We start from the raw sequence: 19,143 nt of genomic DNA on the forward strand, positions 1-19,143 counted from the left end.
TCACCCACTAGGGAAAAGCGTGTGTCCACACCAGTTTCGGCCAGTTTGACGCCCACCGGCAAATCCTACCGTTGGAATCGCGAGCGTTACTCAAAAACGCGGCGCTTCTTTGATATTTGGTTTTTTGTCTGGCGATTTCTCTTTGGCCGTTGGCTCCTCACCAAATCTTGGAGCTACTGGGGCGGTATGACCGATGCTAAGCGTGCGGCGCGACGCCGTGCCCAGGCGATCTGGATTCGTGAAACCTTCCTTGACCTTGGCCCCACCTTCATTAAACTGGGGCAACTCTTTTCCACCCGTGCCGATCTCTTCCCCAGCGAATACGTCGAAGAACTGAGCAAGCTCCAAGATCGCGTCCCCGCCTTTAGTTACGAGCTAGTCGAAAAAATCATCTACGAAGACTTTGGCCGCCATATCCCTGAACTGTTTCGCAGTTTTGATCCCATCCCCATGGCTGCCGCCAGTCTGGGTCAAGTCCACAAAGCGCAACTGCTCTCAGGCGAAGAAGTGGTGGTCAAAGTCCAACGCCCCGGCCTGCGGCAGTTGTTTGACATTGATCTAGCGATTCTCAAAGGCATTGCCCAATACTTTCAAAACCACCCCAAATGGGGGCAAGGGCGCGACTGGATGGGCATCTACGATGAGTGTTGTCGCATTCTCTACGAAGAAATTGACTACCTCAATGAGGGACGCAATGCCGACACCTTCCGCCGCAACTTTCGCGATCGCGACTGGGCCTGTGTTCCTCGCGTCTATTGGCGGTATACCTCACGGCGTGTGCTCACCCTTGAGTACTTACCGGGGATTAAAATTAGCCACTACGAAGCCCTTGAAGCGGCGGGTCTAGACCGCAAACGCCTTGCTGAACTCGGTGCCAAGGCCTACCTCTATCAAGTTCTTAATGACGGCTTTTTCCACGCTGACCCCCATCCAGGCAACATTGCCGTCAGCCCCAACGGCCAACTGATTTTCTACGACTTTGGCATGATGGGGCGCATTCAACCTGTGACTCGCGATAAATTGCTGAAAACATTTTTAAGCATTGCCCAACGGGATGCCGAACAGGTGGTACAGTGCCTTGTAGAGCTAGGAGCGTTGGTTCCCACAGGCGATCTAGGGCCGGTACGTCGCTCGATTCAGTATCTCCTCGACAATTTCATGAACCAGTCCTTTGAAGCCCAATCGGTGGCTCAAATTAGCGATGACCTCTACGAAATTGCCTATGACCAACCCTTCCGGTTTCCCGCCACCTTTACCTTTGTGATGCGGGCGTTTTCCACCCTAGAGGGGGTAGGCAAAGGACTCGACAAAGACTTTAACTTCATGCAAGTTGCCCAACCATTTGCGACCGAACTTATGACCAACGGAAACTTCCCCGATCCCAGTAATGGCAGTCTTTTCTCTGAACTGAGTCGTCAAGCGGCTCAAGTGGGCAGCAGTGCCATTGGCTTGCCCCGTCGCCTTGAAGAGGTGCTCGATAAACTGGAAAATGGTGATTTGCGCTTGCGCGTCCGTTCCAGTGAGAGCGATCGCATTCTGCGGCGCCTGAGTAACATTAACTTAGGGCTAAATTATGTCGTCCTTATTGGCAGTTTTTCCTTAGTGGCGACAATTTTACTCGTGAACCAGTATCTCCTCTTGGCGGGTGTGGCAGCCGCATTAGCGGTATGGTTTGGTATCCTCTATTGGCGACTAATGCTTAAACTCGATAAGTATGAAAAAATGTTTTAACAAGCAGCCCAACATAGGGGGGTCATGGACGTTGCCGGCTTAACTGATTGTGGTCTGATTCGCAAAAGCAATCAGGATGCTTTTTATGTTGACGAAAAGCATCAGCGTTTTTTTATTGTGGCCGATGGCATGGGTGGGCACGCTGGGGGCGAGGAAGCCAGTCGTTTAGCTGTCGAACATATTCAGGCATTCTTGGAAACCCACCTTGAAGACCTGCAGCATGACCCTGTGACCCTACTCCGCCAAGCCTTTCTCGCTGCCAATCAGGCCATTGTTGAGCAGCAACGCCAAAATACTGCCCGTGCTGATATGGGGACAACGGCTGTGGTGGTTCTCGTTGATGAAAAGGGCGATCGCGCTTGGTGTGCCCATGTGGGCGACTCCCGCATCTACCGCTGGCGCAAAGACCAACTCCAGCAAATTACCAGCGATCACACTTGGATTGCCCAAGCCGTACAACTGGGTAGCTTGACCATTGAGCAAGCGCGGCAGCATCCGTGGCGCCATGTCCTCTCCCAGTGCCTAGGCCGCGAAGACCTCACCCAAATTGATATTCAACCCATTGATCTAGAGCCGGGCGATCGCCTACTGCTGTGCAGTGACGGCTTAACTGAAGAACTCACCGACGAGGTGATCAGTATCTACCTCAGTGAACCCAATGTCGAAAAAGCAGCAACCGCCCTTGTCAATGCAGCTAAAACCCACGGTGGCCGTGACAATGTCACCGTCGTTGTCATTGGTGTTTAACCCATCAAGCAAAACCTATGCAAACGGAATTTATCCGTCTGACCCTACCCCGACATACCCTCTCCCCGCCTTTCCATGAGGCCATCGAACAGACCCTGCAAGCCCATGGTCAGCCCCTGCGTTGGGCGATTACCGCCACCACTACCACAGATCTAACGGTTGAAGCGGTTGTTCTCAAAACCCCACCCCGCCCTTGATACAATCCCTCTAGGTTCTTTGATTCACACCCCTATGACCCGTGCAGGTATTGGCATTCAAACCGCTCAGATTCGCCCCGGACGGGTGAGCGGTCAACTCCACGTCTATGACGGTGCCGGTAAGGGCAAATCCCAAGCTGCCCTCGGGGTTGTTCTGCGCTCCATTGGTCTGGGTATTGCCTCTGCCTGGCCCACTCGGGTACTCTTGTTGCGCTTTCTCAAAGGACCCGGCCGTGCCTATGCCGAAGATGCCGCCATTGAAGCGCTGCAGCGCGGGTTTCCCCATTTAATCGATCAAGTGCGGACGGGGCGCGCAGAATACTTTACCGCCGAAGAAATTACCAAATTTGATCGCCAAGAAGCCCAGCGGGGTTGGGATATTGCCAAGGGAGCGATCGCCTCTGGTCTCTATTCCGTCATTGTTTTAGATGAACTCAACCCCGTCCTAGATTTAGGTCTTTTGCCCGTTGATGAAGTTGTCAACACCCTCCGCCACAAGCCCGAACACCTAGAAATTATTGCCACTGGCCGGGGGGCTCCTGCCCAACTCCTGCAAATTGCTGACCTCCACTCCGAGATGCGTCCCCTTGTGCATCCTACGGCTCAAGAACAGGGCATTGAAGGCATTGAAATCTATACGGGTGACGGCAAAGGCAAGTCCACCAGTGCCCTCGGTAAAGCCCTTCAGGCGATCGGCAAAGGAATTAGCCGCGATCAATCCCACCGTGTGCTCATTCTCCAGTGGCTCAAGGGGGGGCAAGGCTACACCGAAGATGCCGCGATCGCTGCCCTCAAAGAGAGCTATCCCCATTTAGTGGATCATCACCGCTGTGGTCGGGATGCCATTGTCTGGCGCGGTCAGCAGCAGGAAATTGACTACATCGAAGCCGAACGCGGCTGGGAAATTGCTCGAGCTGCCATTGCCTCTGGTCTCTATAAAACCATTATTCTCGATGAACTCAACCCGACTGTTGACCTCGAGCTGCTGCCCGTCGAACCGATTGTGCAAACACTCCTGCGCAAGCCGCGCACCACGGAAATCATTATTACCGGTCGCTGCAAATATCCCCCCGCCTACTTTGAACTCGCCAGCGTCCACTCGGAGATGATCTGCCACAAGCACTATGCTGAAAAAGGCGTTGATCTCAAGCGCGGCATTGATTTTTAAGAACAGATGCGAGCCAGCACCGTTTCCCCCACCGTAAACTGCTGCAAATAGGCCATTAGGACTTCAAATTGGGGACGATTGAGGCGGTAATAGACCCACCGCCCTTCTTGACGCGACAGCACGAGATTGGCTTGCCGCAGTGCCCGCAGATGAAACGAGAGTTTTGAGGGGGTCAGGTGCAGGCGATCGCACAGATCACAGACACACAGCTCCTCCCGATGCAGAATTTCAATCACCTTCAACCGCAACGGCTCCCCAAGGGCATGAAAGGCCAATTGAATCTCAGCGGGGTATTCCTGATCAATCTCTGAAGCAACCATCACTGCACCGGACAAGGGACACCAAGGGGTTGGCGAAACTGCTCCTGCTCCCCTGTTTGCGCCGTATTCACGGGCTTAGGCGCTTGACTGCGATAAATGACTTGGCGCAATTGAGCCACCCCTGCTTGGTACAAGCGATCGGCTGCTGTCGTCCACAAACGGGGATTGGTACTCACCTCTTGCGGCAGCGTCACCATTACATTCGGCGTAATCCCTGTGCGGTTAATATCTGTGCCATTGGGCGTGTAGTAATGGGCAACCGTCACCGACAATCCTGAACCATCACTCAATTGATGAATGGATTGTACCAAGGCCTTACCGTAGGTTGGCGTGCCCACCACAATCGCACGACCGTTATCCTGCAATGCCCCTGTGAGAATTTCACTACTGCTAGCAGAGCGGTGATCCACCAAAACCACGAGGGGCAAATTCGTCAATGCCGATTGATTCGCCCGTGCCTGCTCACTGTGGCCACTGCGATCGACCGTACGCACAATCAAACCTTGATTCAACCACATGCGGGCAATATCAATGCCTGCCTGCAATAGTCCTCCTGGATTCCCCCGCAAATCCAAAACAAACCCCTCCACCTTCTCCGCCTCTAGCTTGCGAATCGCCGCGCGCAACTGATCCGCTGCATGGGCAGTAAATTCACTCAGATAGATATAGCCAATGCGGGCACCGCCTTCCTCCTTCACCAGCGATCGCACCGCAGGGAGTTCAATCAATGCCCGTGTCAGCGTCAGGCGAAAGGTACCGCGATTAGGGCGAAACAACTGAAGTTCAATGGGAGTCCCCACCCGCCCCCGAATCCGCCGCGATGCCTCCTCAATCGACATCCGCCGAGTAGAGTGACCATCAATGGCCAGCAGGCGATCGCCCGCCCGAATTCCCGCCTTAGTTGCAGGTGAATTTTCCAGCGGCTCCAAAATCGTCAACTGTTGTGTCTTTTCATCCACCGTCAAGCGAATACCAATCCCCGAAACTTCCCCCGACGTTTGCGTGCGCAAAGCCGTAAACTCCTCTGGAGTCATGAAGCGCGTATAGGGGTCATTCAACTGCTGCAACATTCCCCGAATAGCTGCATAGGCCTGCTCCCGCGACGTATAGCGCTGCGCCAAAAGTTGCCGCCGTACCGCCAGCCAATCCACCTGATTAAACGACTCATCCACATATTCCTGCTGCACAATTTGCCACACCTCATCCACCAACATCTTGGGGCTATCCTGCATTCGTCCGTAGCCTGGTAACGCCGCCGCCAGCACCGCTGCCACCACCGAGGAACCCACCAGCACCCAGTGCCGAAGACCCATCAAACGCATGAATTGAGGCATGACCCTAAAAACCTTTTGAGGAGAGCGATATTTGATGCAATATAGACCGAACTACCCATCAATGTCACTCCTCTATCCAAAACCGATCATCCCTTAAACATTTCTTAAAAATCAAGACCCCACCTAGAAAACCTAGATGGGGTGGTTTGAATATTTTGCCTAGCACCGAGCTATTTTTGCAGGAGGCGACCCTCCAACTATCTTCACCGCTGCGACGTTTCACCTCTGAGTTCGGGATGGATCAGCGTGGTTCCGTCGCGCCATAGGCACTAGGCAAAGCCTTGATTTTGAATTGAAAACCTAGACTATAGAATTGCTAGATAAATTCAGGATCAATAACCTTTCAACTAAATAGCGATTGTCAGTATAGTTAATTGAATCAGACACCTGTTGATTGATGAGGTCAAGCCCTCGGTCTATTAGTACTCCTAGACTTCATCCATTACTGGACTTCCATCGAGAGCCTATTAACGGGTGTTCTACCCGTGACCTTACTGGCTTATGCCATGGGAGCACTCATCTTGAGGTGGGCTTCCCACTTAGATGCTTTCAGCGGTTATCCACTCCGCACATGGCTACCCTGCGTTTACCGTTGGCACGATAACAGGTACACCAGAGGTGCGTTCCTCCCGGTCCTCTCGTACTAAGGAGGACTCCTCTCAATGCTCCTACGCCTGCACCGGATATGGACCGAACTGTCTCACGCATGTTGTTCTCGTATCACTACGAGCATGGACTATATCTTCATCCTGACTCTCGCCACTAACGAATCAGGAGCCGACATTTGATGTCTCTGACAACCTCAGAGCATCTCAGCTTACGCTTGATGGCTAACTCAAGCCTAGGCTTCAGTCTCTACGGGATCAAGAGTTGTCGTGATCTCAAGAACTGCTCCACTTGATCAGAGCGAATCGAACGCTTTTTGGAAGCATTCAGTTCACCAAATTGATCCACTTGCTGAGCAAGTTTTAGGAATTGTTCTGGCGTTAATCGCCTTGATTGAACAACTTCCTGTAGAACAGTAATTGCTAAATCACATTGTGGCTTCTTGAGTTTAAGATAACTGCGAAGAGTTAGCAGTGCTTCTAAGACAGATGGCGCATCAACAATTGCATACTCGCTTAAGCCATCCTTTCGATCTCTCACAAACCCTGCTTGGAAAATAGACTTTAACCACTCCAAGAAGGAACGATGCGAAGAAGACTGAAAGAAGGTGATGCTAGCGCGAATTTGATAACCAAGGATGTAATCCTTACGTCGCACTAGTTGAAGATTGATGCAACCATCACCATCCAAAAAACCAGCAATGTAACTCAGCGTTAAATCGTCTGTCACGAGACTCTTGCTTACCCTCGGTATTGCCTTAATCAGCCGTTCGTCACTGATTAAGATTCTACCGATTTTAGTCGGTTTGCTGCTCCACATTACTGTGAAGTGACGCAATGATTTACGTTCTGAACCCAGCTCACGTACCGCTTTAATGGGCGAACAGCCCAACCCTTGGGACGTACTACCGCCCCAGGTTGCGATGAGCCGACATCGAGGTGCCAAACCTCCCCGTCGATGTGAACTCTTGGGGGAGATCAGCCTGTTATCCCTAGAGTAACTTTTATCCGTTGAGCGACGGCCCTTCCACGCGGAACCGTCGGATCACTAAGGCCGACTTTCGTCTCTGCTCGACTTGTAGGTCTTGCAGTCAAGCTCCCTTATGCCTTTGCACTCTACGGCTGATTTCCGACCAGCCTGAGGGAACCTTTGCGCGCCTCCGTTACCATTTAGGAGGCGACCGCCCCAGTCAAACTGCCCACCTGAAACTGTTCCTTCGCTGGCTAACAGCAGAAGGTTAGAATTCTAGCCTTGCCAGAGTGGTATCTCACCGGCGACTCCATATCCCCCACAAGGGATACTTCAACGTCTCCCACCTATCCTGCGCAAGCAAAGCCCGAACCCAATTCCAGGCTACAGTAAAGCTTCATAGGGTCTTTCTGTCCGGGTGCAGGTAGTCCGCATCTTCACAGACACTTCTATTTCGCCGAGCCTCTCTCCGAGACAGCGCCCAGATCGTTACGCCTTTCGTGCGGGTCGGAACTTACCCGACAAGGAATTTCGCTACCTTAGGACCGTTATAGTTACGGCCGCCGTTCACCGGGGCTTCGGTCGCCAGCTTCGCTTGCGCTGACCAGCTTCCTTAACCTTCCGGCACTGGGCAGGCGTCAGCCCCCATACATCGTCTTACGACTTAGCGGAGACCTGTGTTTTTGGTAAACAGTCGCCTGGGCCTCTTCACTGCGACCACCTCTCGGTGGCACCCCTTCTCCCGAAGTTACGGGGCCATTTTGCCGAGTTCCTTAGAGAGAGTTATCTCGCGCCCCTTGGTATACTCTACCCCCCCACCTGTGTCGGTTTCGGGTACGGGTATCTTGGCTTAACGTGCTTAGAGCTTTTCTTGGAAGCATGACATCAATCACTTCCCCACCGTAGTGGGTCGTACTCCTGCCTCAGCTCAGAGCGTTTTCACCGCTCCTCAACACCTCGGACAGTTGAACCGGTAACCAACATCCGGCTGATCTAGCCTTCTCCGTCCCTCTGCACAAACCAAGATGAGTACTGGAATATTGACCAGTTGTCCATCGACTACGCCTTTCGGCCTCGCCTTAGGTCCCGACTAACCCTTCGCGGACGAGCCTTCCGAAGGAACCCTTGGGGTTTCGGGGCATTGGATTCTCACCAATGTTTTCGCTACTCAAGCCGACATTCTCACTTCTGCCTCGTCCACACCTGCTTACGCTAGTGCTTCAAACTAATGCAGAACGCTCCCCTACCACTTACGTAGTAAGTCCACAGCTTCGGTACATCACTTAGTCCCGTTCATTTTCGGCGCAGGAACGCTTGACCAGTGAGCTATTACGCACTCTTTTAAGGATGGCTGCTTCTAGGCAAACCTCCTGGTTGTCTGAGCATCCCCACCTCCTTTGCCACTTAGTGATGATTTAGGGACCTTAGCTGGTGGTCTGGGCTGTTTCCCTCTCGACGATGAAGCTTATCCCCCACCGTCTGACTGGCTGTGTGTACACAGGGTATTCAGAGTTTGACTCGATTTGGTACCGCTCTCGCAGCCCGCACCGAATCAGTGCTTTACCCCCCTGCTATAATCACAACCGCTATGCCTCAACATATTTCGGGGAGAACCAGCTAGCTCCGGGTTCGATTGGCATTTCACCCCTAACCACAGCTCATCCGCCGATTTTTCAACATCGGTCGGTGCGAACCTTCACTTGGTGTTACCCAAGCTTCATTCTGGCCATGGTTAGATCACCCGGGTTCGGGTCTATAAATACTGACAAACGCCCTATTCAGGCTCGCTTTCGCTATGGCTTCGGCATTCTTGCCTTAACCTGCCAGTACCTATAAGTCGCCGGCTCATTCTTCAACAGGCACGCCGTCACTCGTTAAATCGAGCTTCGACTGCTTGTAAGCCTACGGTTTCATGTTCTATTTCACTCCCCTTCCGGGGTTCTTTTCACCTTTCCCTCGCGGTACTATACGCTATCGGTCACACAGGAGTATTTAGCCTTACGAGGTGGTCCTCGCAGATTCATCCGGAATTCCACGTGCTCCGGACTACTCGGGATACAGCTAGGATTGTTAAGCTTTTGACTACAGGACTTTCACCTTCTCTGGTGTAGCATTCCACTACTTCGTCTAGCCGCTCAATTCCACGTTGCTGTCCCACGACCCCAACAGGCAAGCCCGTTGGTTTAGGCTGTTCCCCTTTCGCTCGCCGCTACTAAGGGAATCGAGTTTTCTTTCTTTTCCTCTGGCTACTAAGATGTTTCAGTTCGCCAGGTTCGCCCTCTAACGTTATGGATTGGCGTTAGAGTCACTGGGTTACCCCATTCGGAAATCTCCGGATCAAAGCTTGTTTCCAGCTCCCCGAAGCGTATCGTCGGTATCCACGTCCTTCATCGCCTCTGTGTGCCTAGGTATCCACCGTAGGCTCTTTGTAGCTTGACCACAGTCAACATTGGTGTCTGTGTTTCTAGATAGAACAAGTGATTGTCCTATCCAAGATAACTACCTGACTAATCGCTATTCAGTTTTCAAGGTTCTGTCGCTGAAGTTTGATGTGCAGACACGTCAACCTTTGATGGAATGACGTGGAGGTAAGCGGACTCGAACCGCTGACCCCCTGCGTGCAAAGCAGGTGCTCTACCAACTGAGCTATACCCCCAGGCATGTGATATGGGCCATCCTGGACTCGAACCAGGGACCTCACCCTTATCAGGGGTGCGCTCTAACCACCTGAGCTAATAGCCCATGCCTGTCTGCTTAACCTAGCAGGGTTTGAAAGCCAAGGTCAACCTCGTGCTTAGACCGCATTGAATCTGTTCTAAGAAGGTGACGTTGCGACCTGAACAGATTGGGTCTCCTTAAAAGGAGGTGATCCAGCCACACCTTCCGGTACGGCTACCTTGTTACGACTTCACCCCAGTCATCAGCCCTGCCTTAGGCGTCCCCCTCCCTTGCGGGTTAGAGTAACGACTTCGGGCGTGGCCAACTCCCATGGTGTGACGGGCGGTGTGTACAAGGCCCGGGAACGTATTCACCGCAGTATGCTGACCTGCGATTACTAGCGATTCCGCCTTCATGCAGGCGAGTTGCAGCCTGCAATCTGAACTGAGCCGTGGTTTAAGAGATTAGCTCGCCCTCGCGGGTTGGCAACTCTCTGTCCACAGCATTGTAGTACGTGTGTAGCCCAGGACGTAAGGGGCATGATGACTTGACGTCATCCCCACCTTCCTCCGGTTTGTCACCGGCGGTCTCCCTAGAGTGCCCAACTGAATGCTGGCAACTAAGGACGAGGGTTGCGCTCGTTGCGGGACTTAACCCAACATCTCACGACACGAGCTGACGACAGCCATGCACCACCTGTGTTCGCGTTCCCGAAGGCACTCCCACGTTTCCGCAGGATTCGCGACATGTCAAGCCCTGGTAAGGTTCTTCGCGTTGCATCGAATTAAACCACATACTCCACCGCTTGTGCGGGCCCCCGTCAATTCCTTTGAGTTTCACACTTGCGTGCGTACTCCCCAGGCGGGACACTTAACGCGTTGGCTACGGCACTGCTGGAGTGGATACCAGCAACACCTAGTGTCCATCGTTTACGGCTAGGACTACAGGGGTATCTAATCCCTTTCGCTCCCCTAGCTTTCGTCCATGAGTGTCAGTAACGTCCCAGTAGGGCACTTTCGTCACTGGTGTTCTTCCCGATATCTACGCATTTCACCGCTACACCGGGAATTCCCCCTACCCCTGACGCACTCTAGCGATCCAGTTTCCACCGCCGATCCGAGGTTAAGCCTCGGGCTTTGACGGCAGACTTGGAAAGCCACCTGCGGACGCTTTACGCCCAATAATTCCGGATAACGCTTGCCTCCTCCGTCTTACCGCGGCTGCTGGCACGGAGTTAGCCGAGGCTTATTCCTCAGGTACCGTCATTGTGTTCTTCCCTGAGAAAAGAGGTTTACAACCCAAAGGCCTTCATCCCTCACGCGGTCTTGCTCCGTCAGGCTTTCGCCCATTGCGGAAAATTCCCCACTGCTGCCTCCCGTAGGAGTCTGGGCCGTGTCTCAGTCCCAGTGTGGCTGATCATCCTCTCAGACCAGCTATGGATCGTCGCCTTGGTAGGCCATTACCCCACCAACTAGCTAATCCACCGCGAGCTCATCCTCAGGCCAAAAAAGATTTCACCTTGCGGCATATGGGGTATTAGCGGCCGTTTCCAGCCGTTATCCCCCTCCTGAGGGTAGATTCTCACGTGTTACTCACCCGTCCGCCACTAGCACCGAAGTGCTCGTTCGACTTGCATGTGTTAAGCAGACCGCCAGCGTTCATCCTGAGCCAGGATCAAACTCTCCATGTTGAAGAAAGAGAATTTGACTTTTTGCTCTAGTAGGTGTAACCTACATCGAAAATGTACTTACTTGAGTACCTTGACGAGGGTTAACGCTTTGGCTTTCAAACGTTGAGTTGTCTAGGTTCAGGACTCGTTTCGGCTGCGCGCCTCATCGAGTGCTTTATCAATCTAACAAGCCTACATAGGCGTGTCAACCCCTTTTTCGAGATTTTTTTCGGATTTTTTTCTGGATTTGGCTGAAACGCTCTCTACAAGCGGCTTTTGGGGCTAAAAAATTTTTCAGATTTTCGTTTCAGGAGGGTGAGCATGTCAGCGTTGGCGCTGCTGGAGGCCTATAGTCGTGCCCATCCGCAGGAGGTGTTGCTGGTGGAGGCACAGGTGGGGGAGCAAGAGGAGGTGGTGCTGATCTTTAAGGGGGTGTCGTCGTCGTTGACGGGAGCAACGGTGGTGGATGCGGATGTTCCCCTTTTGCCGCAGGAGGCGGTGATTGTGGCGGTAGATCGGCTGCGTAGTCCCTACACGCCTAGTGCGCCGGTGTATTTGGAGCGCGGAATTCCTTGGGAGGATTTTCAGCGACGGTGCTTGGGCGTAAGCTGATCGACGATACCTGTGCTTAAGGGATAGTGCTATGGATGTGCTGCTGCGGCGGTTGGATGTGGAGGGGTGGCGAAGCCACAGTGGGGTGGGGCGGCTTTTGGGTTTGCTCCAAGGATGGCAGGAGAAGAGTTGGCTGGGGCGATGGCTGCCACATTGTGCGGCGCTGCTGGTGGGCTTGGTGCTGGTACTGGCGCCGTTGATGCCGTCGGGAATGATTGGGATGCTGCTGGTAGCAGGGGGTGGGTTTTGGTTGCTGTGGACGCTGGCGGGGGAACGGGAAGGCCGCTGGTCGGGGGTACATTTGCTGGTGCTGCTGTATTGGGGGATTGCGCTGTTGGCAACGGTGTTGTCGCCGGTTCCTCGGGCGGCGATGGTGGGGTTGTCGAAGCTGACGTTGTACTTGCTGTTTTTTGCGCTGGCGGAGCGGGTGATGCGCAATGAGCGGTGGCGATCGCGCTTGCTGACGGTCTATCTGCTGACGGCGCTGCTGGTGAGTGTGGAGGGGATACGGCAGTGGATTTTTGGGGCGGAGCCGTTGGCGACGTGGACAGATCCAGAGTCGGCCTTGGCAAATGTGACACGGGTGTATAGCTTTTTGGGAAATCCCAATCTGTTGGCGGGTTATTTGTTGCCTAGTGTGCCGTTGAGTGCGGCGGCGATCGCGGTGTGGCGAGGCTGGCTGCCAAAGCTGTTGGCGGTGGTGATGCTGGGGATGAATACAGCAAGCCTGATATTGACGTTTAGCCGTGGTGGTTGGTTGGGGTTGGTTGCGGCGACGATCGCTGGGGTGGGGTTGCTGGGGATTTGGTTTTGGCCAAGGTTACCGCTGCAATGGCGGCGTTGGGGGGTGCCGACTGTGGGGGGGCTGGCGATCGCCCTCTGTATTGGTGCGATTGTGAGTGTGGCGCCGCTGCGGGAGCGAGCAGCGAGTATTTTTGTTGCCCGAGGGGACAGTAGCAATAATTTCCGCATTAATGTTTGGACGGCAGTGCAACAGATGATTTGGGCACGGCCTTGGCTCGGCATTGGACCGGGGAATGTGGCCTTTAACCAGATTTATCCACTCTATCAGGTGAATGTGCGCTTCACAGCATTGAGTGCCTATTCCATCTTTCTGGAAATCCTTGTGGAAGTAGGGGTGATGGGCTTTAGTGTCTTTCTCTGGTTGTTGGCGGTGCTCGCCGATCGCGCGTGGCGTTGTTTGCAGGCGTTACGGACAACAGCAAACCCTCAAGGGTTCTGGTTGATGGGAGCTGTGGCAACCATGGTGGGAATGCTCACCCATGGGTTGGTAGATACGATTTGGTTTCGCCCGGAGGTGGCTACCCTTTGGTGGCTGATGGTGGCGATCGTTGCCAGCTTTGCGCCGTTGGCAGACCGAACAGAGAATACAGCCGCTAACGGTCTGGATGCTGAGCCGTCAACCTAGGGATAAGCTCGGGATCGCCCGCTTGATCTTGCCAGCCACAGTGGGAGCAATGGCACTGACCTATCTTGAGTTGGGAGTGATGGATGGGTTGCCGACATGCAGGGCAGCGACCGGTGAAGTAAGGGTGGTACATCAGCATCCGAATCTGCTCAACAGGAGGAAGATGACCAATCACTTGCTCAAGACTGGTTGTGGGGCATTCTAGGGAAAACATCAGGGAGTCCACAGGAACGTTCGTATCGGTTGGCACAATCTCTTTTTTTCAGTGTGCGAGCGATCGCCGGCAAGGGGAATCGTAGAAATACGGAAATCTTCCCCCTCTAGCCTGTGGAAAACTCCAAAAAGCCTGTGGAAAATTCTGGGGAAAACCTGTGGAAAACCCCGGAAAAACTCTGAAAAACTGTGGAAAACTTTTTATTCTTTTTCCACTAAGATAATGGCTTGTGGAAAAACCCCCCACTTTTTCCACAAGTTTTCCACAGGGGGGAAGTGGCTCAAAGTCGCTCTGCAAGCGGGTTTCCGAAAATTTTTCCACATTTCCACAGCCCCTACTACTACTATAAATATTATTTAAATAATTTAGTAGCAGTAGTAGATCTCTAGATCTAAGGGGAATAAGATTCTGACAGAGAAAAATAAAAGATGTGATTTGGGGAACGTGGGGTTAGTTTGAAGCTGGCTTAGAGCTTGAGGAAATCTTGGTTGAGAGGGTTGTGATACTGGGAAACATTAGGAAGACAAGAACAAAACGAAAGGTTGAGATGGCTAGAGGATCAGAACTTCCAAGTGCTTGGGGAAAACTTTGGGGAATTTGGGGAAAACTGTGGAAAAGGATTTGAATTTAGGTTCAGGATGCTCTAATAAGGATCTGTTTGCGCCGCGAAAAATTTTTTTGGCCTGAGAAGGGTCTAGAAGCCCCTAGAAGGAGGGCGATCGCCCTAGTGAGTAGGTTTTATCGTTGAGGGGATTTTGCTGCCCATAGAAGCGATTTTATGAGGGGTTGTCTAGACAACCTTGGGATAACCGTTTGTCGATAGGATAGTCCAAGCAACTACCGTCCTCAAACTTGCCATGACACGCATTGTTACTCTCCTAGGAGCAACCCCAGAACAACAAACGGCACTGGGTCTGGCCATTGCCCAGTGGTTTGCCGGGCGACAGCAGCGAACCTTGTTAGCGGTGCCGAGTCCAGCCACTTCCCTGCAATTTCTCATTGGCAGTCCAGATCGGGCGATTGGTTGGCAACCCAAGTTGCTGTCGGAGGGATTAGCGATCGCCGAGCTGATGGCCACTGAAAGTCTCAACGCGGCATGGCAAGAACTTAGCCGTTTAGTGGAACCCTATTTGCCCCAAGAATTGGTGGGTAAGGTTTATGCGGGCGAATTGGTGATCTTGCCGGGGATGGATACTTTGCTGACCCTAAATGCGCTGCGCGTGCACTACAGCAGCGGTGAGTACGATGTGATTGTCTATGTGGGTGGGAATAGTCAAGATACACTGCGGCTGATTGGGTTGCCCCAAGGGTTGGCATGGTACTATCGCCGCTTTCAACGTTTGCTGGATCAACTGGATCTCAACGCGATCGCCAATGCTATTGGGGGGCCGATCGCCAGCGCAATTATGGCAGCCAATATTGACACCCAAAAAGTGCGTGAGCGTTTCGGTGAGGCGAAGGAGTGGATCGATCGCGGTGTGCAGATTGCCGCGGACTCGCAACGGTTATCGGTGTTTCTGCTAACCGATGGCACAGTGATCTCAACCGCTCAAACCGAATGGTTATGGGGCAGTGCTCAACAGGTGAATGTCCCTATTTCTGAGGTCTTTTGTATGGGGGAACCCACGCCAGAGGTCAGCCGCACGTTTGCACCGCTACGCATTTCGGCTCTTCCTAAAGACTGGAACAACTGGCAAAGTCTTGTTTCCTATCTTCCAGACTTGAACCAGCTAGGAGCGGCACCGGCTCCCCATGAGTTTGATGAGACCCAACAGCAGCTGCGCATTTTCCTACCGGGATTTTGCAAAGATCAGGTGAAACTCAGCGAGTTTAGTGGGGAACTGACGGTGGAAGCTGGCGATCAGCGGCGCCACATTGAGCTACCCCCTAGCCTCAAAGGCAAACCCGTTCGCGGGGGTAAATTTGAAGCTCCCTACTTGATCGTCAGTTTCTAAGACTTTCTAAGGTTCAAGGCGCAGACGCACAGAGTCGCGGTGGGAAATCAGGCCTTCTGTTTCAGCGAGGGTCATGACCGCTCCCCCCTGTTTGCGCAAGGCAGCAGGGGTGTATTGAATAATGCTGGAGTGTTTGAGGAACGTTTCTACGCCCAAGGCAGAAGCATAACGGGCGGCACCAGAGGTGGGCAGGGTGTGATTGGGACCCGCGAGATAGTCGCCAACCGCTTCAGGGGTGGAATAGCCGAGGAAAATCGCACCGGCATGGCGCACCTGCTCGACAAGGCTCCAAGGGTCTTCGACTTCCAATTCCAGATGTTCAGGGGCAAAGTGATTGGAGAGTTCTACCGCTTGTTCTAGGCTCTCGACAATGCCAATCAGGCCATAGTGGGCGATCGCCTTCTCGGTGAGAACCCGGCGCGGATGGTCAGCCAATTGTTCGTTCACCGCTGTAACCACCGCCTTTGCAAGGGGCAAACTCGGAGTCAGTAAAATGGCCGCTGCCAAGGGGTCATGTTCTGCTTGAGCTAGCAAATCAGCGGCAATGTGAACGGGATTGGCCGCCTCATCAGCAATGATTAAGACCTCTGAAGGCCCTGCTAGGGAGTCAATGCCAACACGGCCATAGACCTGCTTCTTGGCGAGCGTGACATAGAGGTTTCCTGGCCCTGTAATCACATCCACGCGCGGAATCGTTTCTGTGCCATAGGCAAGGGCAGCAATGGCTTGGGCGCCACCAACGCGATAAATCTCTTGAATTCCCGCTTCTTGGGCGGCAACGAGAACCGCAGGATTAATACCTTTGCCCTGACCGGGAGGGGTGACCATGACAATCCGCTGCACACCGGCCACCTGAGCGGGAATCGCATTCATTAACACCGTACTCGGATAGGCAGCCCGTCCCCCCGGCACATACAGTCCGGCAGCATCAACAGCAGTGTAGCGTTTGCCGAGGACAATGCCATCTTCACCAAATTGCACCCAACTTTTGGGGACTCGCTGGCGGTGGAAGGCTTCAATTTGTTGCTTGGCAAGGCGAATGGCATCGAGGAGTTCTTTGGACACCTGTTGGTAAGCGGCATCCAGTTCATCTCCTTTCACTCGTAATGTTTCGGGGGTGAGGTCAATGTGATCAAACTGGGCAGTGTACTCAATCAGGGCGCGATCGCCTTCCTTGGCCACACGGCGCAAAATTGCCTCAACAGTAGCCTTTTGGTCGCTCATCTCCCCGCTATCGGTGCGATCGCAAATGCGGCGTAGTTCAGCGCGTAGGTCTGTTAACTGGGTGATGATCCGCAACATGGTCGTTCACGTAGGCGAGGCAGAGAGTCGGGGAAAGGTTAAAAAACCTTAATCAACCCTATCAATAGCTTACAGCGATTTTCCAATTACAGGGGCGGGCTAAGGCTGGCCAACAACGAGTGCTTAGGGCAAGATCGCGATTCACGAGACTGAGCCTTCGGAGTTCGCATCAGATTGCCAAGGCAGCCAGTTCTGATCGAGAGCTTGTTCAAGGCTAAATTCGGGGGCTTCAGGAATCAAATGAGGATTCACCCCACTAGCGCTGAGAAAGAGTTTTCTCCCATTGCGATATTGTTTGATGAAAATCTCCTGTACAAAGGATGTCAAGCTAGGGCTGGCTTCGAGTATTTCCTGAATGTGCAATCTAAAATTCATCACTTCTCGTTGCCAACCCCGCAGGCAGTATTCCCGTTCCGTGTCCCAGTATTTAATTTTGAGGAGGTGCTCACAGAGTCGCATTAAATAGCTCGCGATCGCCTGTTTTTCGCTTCGACCCAAGCTCTCAATCTCCTCAATTAAATTTTCCACATCTAAGTGGTCAAAGTTCTCTGCCTTGAGGTGGGCAACGGTCTCCTTAAGCCAAAGGTAATAGTCTGCGGTGTAGAGGGATGCAGGTTTCGTTTTAATGGGAGGGGTCATACCAGAACACTTCTCGCAGGCCAGTGGATTCTATGAATTGAGGTCAGATTGCCAAGGCAGCCACTCCTCATCTAGAGCTTCCTCCATTGTGAAGTCGGGGACTTCCGGAATCACGTCAGGGGATAACCCAATCGCTTTCAACATATTTTTCCTTGCCTTTTGATAGGAGTCTAGGAAAGCTGCCTTTGCAAATGGCTGAAGACTGGGGCTATCCTGCAAAATTAGCGCAATTTCTAAACGGAAATGACTAATCTCCAACAGCCAACCCCTATAGCAGTATTGTCGCTCAGTTTCCCAGTATTTGAGCTTGAGAAGATGCTCACAAAGACGCAGTAGATAGCTGAATAGGGCGCGTTTTTCGCTTCGACCCAAGCTCTCAATCTCCTCAATTAAATTTTCCACATCTAAGTTGTCGAAGTCCCCTGCCTTGAGGTGGGCAACGGTCTCCTTAAGCCAAAGGTAATAGTCGGTCTCATAGAGGAGTTGGGTCTTAAGACAAGGGGTCATAGGGACTAGATAACAACGGCAACTGGTTTTCTGGTGGAGTATAGCCTAGGTGTTGCCAAGCGCGGGGAGTGGCAACGCGGCCTCGGGGGGTTCGTTGCAGATAGCCCATCTGGAGCAGGTAGGGTTCATAAACCTCTTCAATGGTTTGCACATCCTCACCAGTGGCTGCAGCAAGGGTTTCAATGCCCACAGGCCCGCCTTGATAGGACTCAATTATCAGACTGAGGAGCCGGCGATCGCTCCAATCCAAGCCTGCTGGATCCACATTGAACAGTTCAAGGGCAGCGGTAGCCACCTCTAGGCTAATCGTGCCATCGTGCTTCACATCGGCATAATCCCGTACCCGCTTCAGGAGCCGCAGGGCAATGCGGGGCGTACCCCGACTGCGGCGGCCAATTTCTAGAGCGGCTTCAGGAGTAATGGGAGTTTGTAAGAGGGCTGCCCCCCGCTGAACGATCTGCTGGAGTTCTTCGGGATGATAAAAGCGCAAGCGCTCCACTAAACCAAAGCGATCGCGCAAGGGCGAGGTCAAGGCGCCGGCACGGGTGGTTGCTCCCACAAGGGTAAAGCGATTGAGTTTCAGTCGTCGCGTGCGTGCCGTTTGCTGTTTGCCCACGGTGAGATCAAGGTAAAAATCCTCCATGGCGGGATAGAGGAGTTCCTCGGTCATGCGGGAGAGGCGGTGAATCTCATCAATAAAGAGAATATCCCCCGCTTGCAGGTTCACCAAGAGACCCACAATGTCGCGGGGGCGTTCCAAAGCTGGGGCACTGGTCACTTTGCAGTTGACCCCCATTTCTGCCGCTAAGATTAAGGCAATGGTGGTTTTCCCTAAGCCCGGCGGGCCATAGAGCAGCAGGTGATCAAGGGGTTCTTGGCGTGCCTTGGCTGCCTCGATCGCAATGTGCAGCACATCCTTGAGTTCCTGCTGGCCAATGTAGTCCTGCAAAAAGCGGGGACGTAGGGACTCTTCAGCCGGCGAGTGCTGTTCCTCTGGGGTGGGTTGATTGGAAAGCAGTAAAGGGGGGCGCGATCGCTCCGGCGGTGAATTTTGCGACGAAATAATCGCCATTGGTGCCCCCTAGG

The 19,143-nt window shown here is 53.1% G+C and carries 14 protein-coding genes, 2 tRNA genes and 3 rRNA genes; 7 read left to right on the forward strand and 12 right to left on the reverse strand.

Annotated features, from left to right (window positions below; genetic code table 11):
- The first annotated feature begins 21 nt into the window (after positions 1-21).
- Genes RHJ80_RS08590 through RHJ80_RS08605 form a run of 4 tightly spaced genes read left to right on the forward strand, consistent with a single transcriptional unit; the run spans position 22 to position 3,843 of the window.
- Positions 22-1,731, forward strand: coding sequence for an AarF/ABC1/UbiB kinase family protein (locus tag RHJ80_RS08590; protein ID WP_302676140.1), 1,710 nt, complete (start codon positions 22-24; stop codon positions 1,729-1,731).
- A 24-nt stretch (positions 1,732-1,755) separates the two neighbouring features.
- Positions 1,756-2,478 carry a Stp1/IreP family PP2C-type Ser/Thr phosphatase gene (locus RHJ80_RS08595; protein ID WP_302676141.1) on the forward strand — a complete coding sequence of 241 codons (723 nt, stop codon included), beginning with the start codon at positions 1,756-1,758 and terminating at the stop codon, positions 2,476-2,478.
- Between the two features lie 17 nt (positions 2,479-2,495).
- A complete protein-coding gene (locus tag RHJ80_RS08600) occupies positions 2,496-2,675 on the forward strand; it encodes a hypothetical protein (protein ID WP_206199829.1) in 180 nt (59 codons plus the stop codon).
- Positions 2,676-2,709: 34 nt separating this feature from the next.
- Positions 2,710-3,843, forward strand: coding sequence for a cob(I)yrinic acid a,c-diamide adenosyltransferase (locus RHJ80_RS08605; protein ID WP_302676142.1), 1,134 nt, complete (start codon positions 2,710-2,712; stop codon positions 3,841-3,843).
- On the opposite strand, the gene RHJ80_RS08610 is transcribed toward RHJ80_RS08605, so the two are convergent.
- From RHJ80_RS08610 to RHJ80_RS08640, 7 genes are all read right to left on the reverse strand, one after another.
- Entirely contained in the window at positions 3,840-4,163 is a 324-nt protein-coding gene (locus RHJ80_RS08610) for a helix-turn-helix transcriptional regulator (protein ID WP_206199831.1), read from the reverse strand. The two genes, RHJ80_RS08605 and RHJ80_RS08610, sit on opposite strands and share 4 nt — an antisense overlap.
- Positions 4,163-5,476 carry a S41 family peptidase gene (locus RHJ80_RS08615; RefSeq protein ID WP_310800788.1) on the reverse strand — a complete coding sequence of 438 codons (1,314 nt, stop codon included), beginning with the start codon at positions 5,474-5,476 and terminating at the stop codon, positions 4,163-4,165. The genes RHJ80_RS08610 and RHJ80_RS08615 overlap by 1 nt, the downstream gene beginning before the upstream one ends.
- Positions 5,477-5,654: 178 nt before the next feature.
- A 5S ribosomal RNA gene (gene rrf / locus RHJ80_RS08620) occupies positions 5,655-5,771 on the reverse strand.
- Between the two features lie 125 nt (positions 5,772-5,896).
- Positions 5,897-9,511 (reverse strand): 23S ribosomal RNA (locus tag RHJ80_RS08625).
- Between the two features lie 144 nt (positions 9,512-9,655).
- Positions 9,656-9,728, reverse strand: a tRNA-Ala gene (locus RHJ80_RS08630).
- Positions 9,729-9,740: 12 nt separating this feature from the next.
- A tRNA-Ile gene (locus RHJ80_RS08635) sits at positions 9,741-9,814 on the reverse strand.
- 116 nt (positions 9,815-9,930) lie between these two features.
- Positions 9,931-11,420, reverse strand: a 16S ribosomal RNA gene (locus RHJ80_RS08640).
- Together the 16S, 23S and 5S rRNA genes with 2 tRNA genes alongside form the textbook arrangement of a ribosomal RNA operon.
- Before the next feature lie 300 nt (positions 11,421-11,720).
- On the opposite strand from RHJ80_RS08640, the gene RHJ80_RS08645 reads away from it, so the two are divergent.
- Both RHJ80_RS08645 and RHJ80_RS08650 read left to right on the forward strand, forming a co-directional pair.
- Positions 11,721-12,011 (forward strand): hypothetical protein, encoded by a 291-nt coding sequence (locus RHJ80_RS08645; RefSeq protein WP_302676144.1) that lies wholly within the window; start codon positions 11,721-11,723, stop codon positions 12,009-12,011.
- 31 nt (positions 12,012-12,042) lie between these two features.
- Positions 12,043-13,440, forward strand: coding sequence for an IctB family putative bicarbonate transporter (locus RHJ80_RS08650; protein ID WP_310800789.1), 1,398 nt, complete (start codon positions 12,043-12,045; stop codon positions 13,438-13,440).
- Here the strand turns inward: RHJ80_RS08650 and RHJ80_RS08655 are convergent.
- A complete protein-coding gene (locus tag RHJ80_RS08655) occupies positions 13,409-13,690 on the reverse strand; it encodes a hypothetical protein (protein WP_310800790.1) in 282 nt (93 codons plus the stop codon). The genes RHJ80_RS08650 and RHJ80_RS08655 overlap by 32 nt on opposite strands.
- Before the next feature lie 821 nt (positions 13,691-14,511).
- Here RHJ80_RS08655 and RHJ80_RS08660 point away from each other — a divergent pair.
- The gene (locus RHJ80_RS08660) at positions 14,512-15,609 is read left to right on the forward strand and encodes an ArsA-related P-loop ATPase (protein ID WP_310800791.1); all 1,098 of its coding nucleotides are present in this window, start codon (positions 14,512-14,514) and stop codon (positions 15,607-15,609) included.
- 6 nt (positions 15,610-15,615) lie between these two features.
- On the opposite strand, the gene hisD is transcribed toward RHJ80_RS08660, so the two are convergent.
- From hisD to ruvB, 4 genes are all read right to left on the reverse strand, one after another.
- The gene (gene hisD / locus RHJ80_RS08665) at positions 15,616-16,911 is read right to left on the reverse strand and encodes a histidinol dehydrogenase (RefSeq protein ID WP_310800792.1); all 1,296 of its coding nucleotides are present in this window, start codon (positions 16,909-16,911) and stop codon (positions 15,616-15,618) included.
- Between the two features lie 141 nt (positions 16,912-17,052).
- Entirely contained in the window at positions 17,053-17,550 is a 498-nt protein-coding gene (locus RHJ80_RS08670; RefSeq protein WP_302676147.1) for a DUF29 domain-containing protein, read from the reverse strand.
- A gap of 30 nt (positions 17,551-17,580) precedes the next feature.
- Positions 17,581-18,057: a DUF29 domain-containing protein gene (locus RHJ80_RS08675; RefSeq protein ID WP_310800793.1), complete on the reverse strand. Its 477-nt coding sequence runs from the start codon at positions 18,055-18,057 to the stop codon at positions 17,581-17,583.
- Entirely contained in the window at positions 18,041-19,129 is a 1,089-nt protein-coding gene (ruvB, locus tag RHJ80_RS08680; protein ID WP_310744462.1) for a Holliday junction branch migration DNA helicase RuvB, read from the reverse strand. The genes RHJ80_RS08675 and ruvB overlap by 17 nt, the downstream gene beginning before the upstream one ends.
- Positions 19,130-19,143 lie beyond the last annotated feature (14 nt).

Source organism: Thermosynechococcus sp. QS41 (assembly GCF_031583515.1).
GTDB lineage: Bacteria > Cyanobacteriota > Cyanobacteriia > Thermosynechococcales > Thermosynechococcaceae > Thermosynechococcus.

Bases quoted from the DNA above. Each gene is read 5' to 3' on its own strand.
- RHJ80_RS08595 (WP_302676141.1), top strand. From the start codon at position 1,756: ATGGACGTTGCCGGCTTAACTGATTGTGGTCTGATTCGCAAAAGCAAT.
- RHJ80_RS08605 (WP_302676142.1), top strand. From the start codon at position 2,710: ATGACCCGTGCAGGTATTGGCATTCAAACCGCTCAGATTCGCCCCGGA.
- RHJ80_RS08650 (WP_310800789.1), top strand. From the start codon at position 12,043: ATGGATGTGCTGCTGCGGCGGTTGGATGTGGAGGGGTGGCGAAGCCAC.
- RHJ80_RS08675 (WP_310800793.1), bottom strand. From the start codon at position 18,057: ATGACCCCTTGTCTTAAGACCCAACTCCTCTATGAGACCGACTATTAC.
- RHJ80_RS08615 (WP_310800788.1), bottom strand. From the start codon at position 5,476: ATGGGTCTTCGGCACTGGGTGCTGGTGGGTTCCTCGGTGGTGGCAGCG.
- hisD (WP_310800792.1), bottom strand. From the start codon at position 16,911: ATGTTGCGGATCATCACCCAGTTAACAGACCTACGCGCTGAACTACGC.
- RHJ80_RS08600 (WP_206199829.1), top strand. From the start codon at position 2,496: ATGCAAACGGAATTTATCCGTCTGACCCTACCCCGACATACCCTCTCC.
- RHJ80_RS08660 (WP_310800791.1), top strand. From the start codon at position 14,512: ATGACACGCATTGTTACTCTCCTAGGAGCAACCCCAGAACAACAAACG.
- RHJ80_RS08670 (WP_302676147.1), bottom strand. From the start codon at position 17,550: ATGACCCCTCCCATTAAAACGAAACCTGCATCCCTCTACACCGCAGAC.
- ruvB (WP_310744462.1), bottom strand. From the start codon at position 19,129: ATGGCGATTATTTCGTCGCAAAATTCACCGCCGGAGCGATCGCGCCCC.
- RHJ80_RS08610 (WP_206199831.1), bottom strand. From the start codon at position 4,163: ATGGTTGCTTCAGAGATTGATCAGGAATACCCCGCTGAGATTCAATTG.
- RHJ80_RS08645 (WP_302676144.1), top strand. From the start codon at position 11,721: ATGTCAGCGTTGGCGCTGCTGGAGGCCTATAGTCGTGCCCATCCGCAG.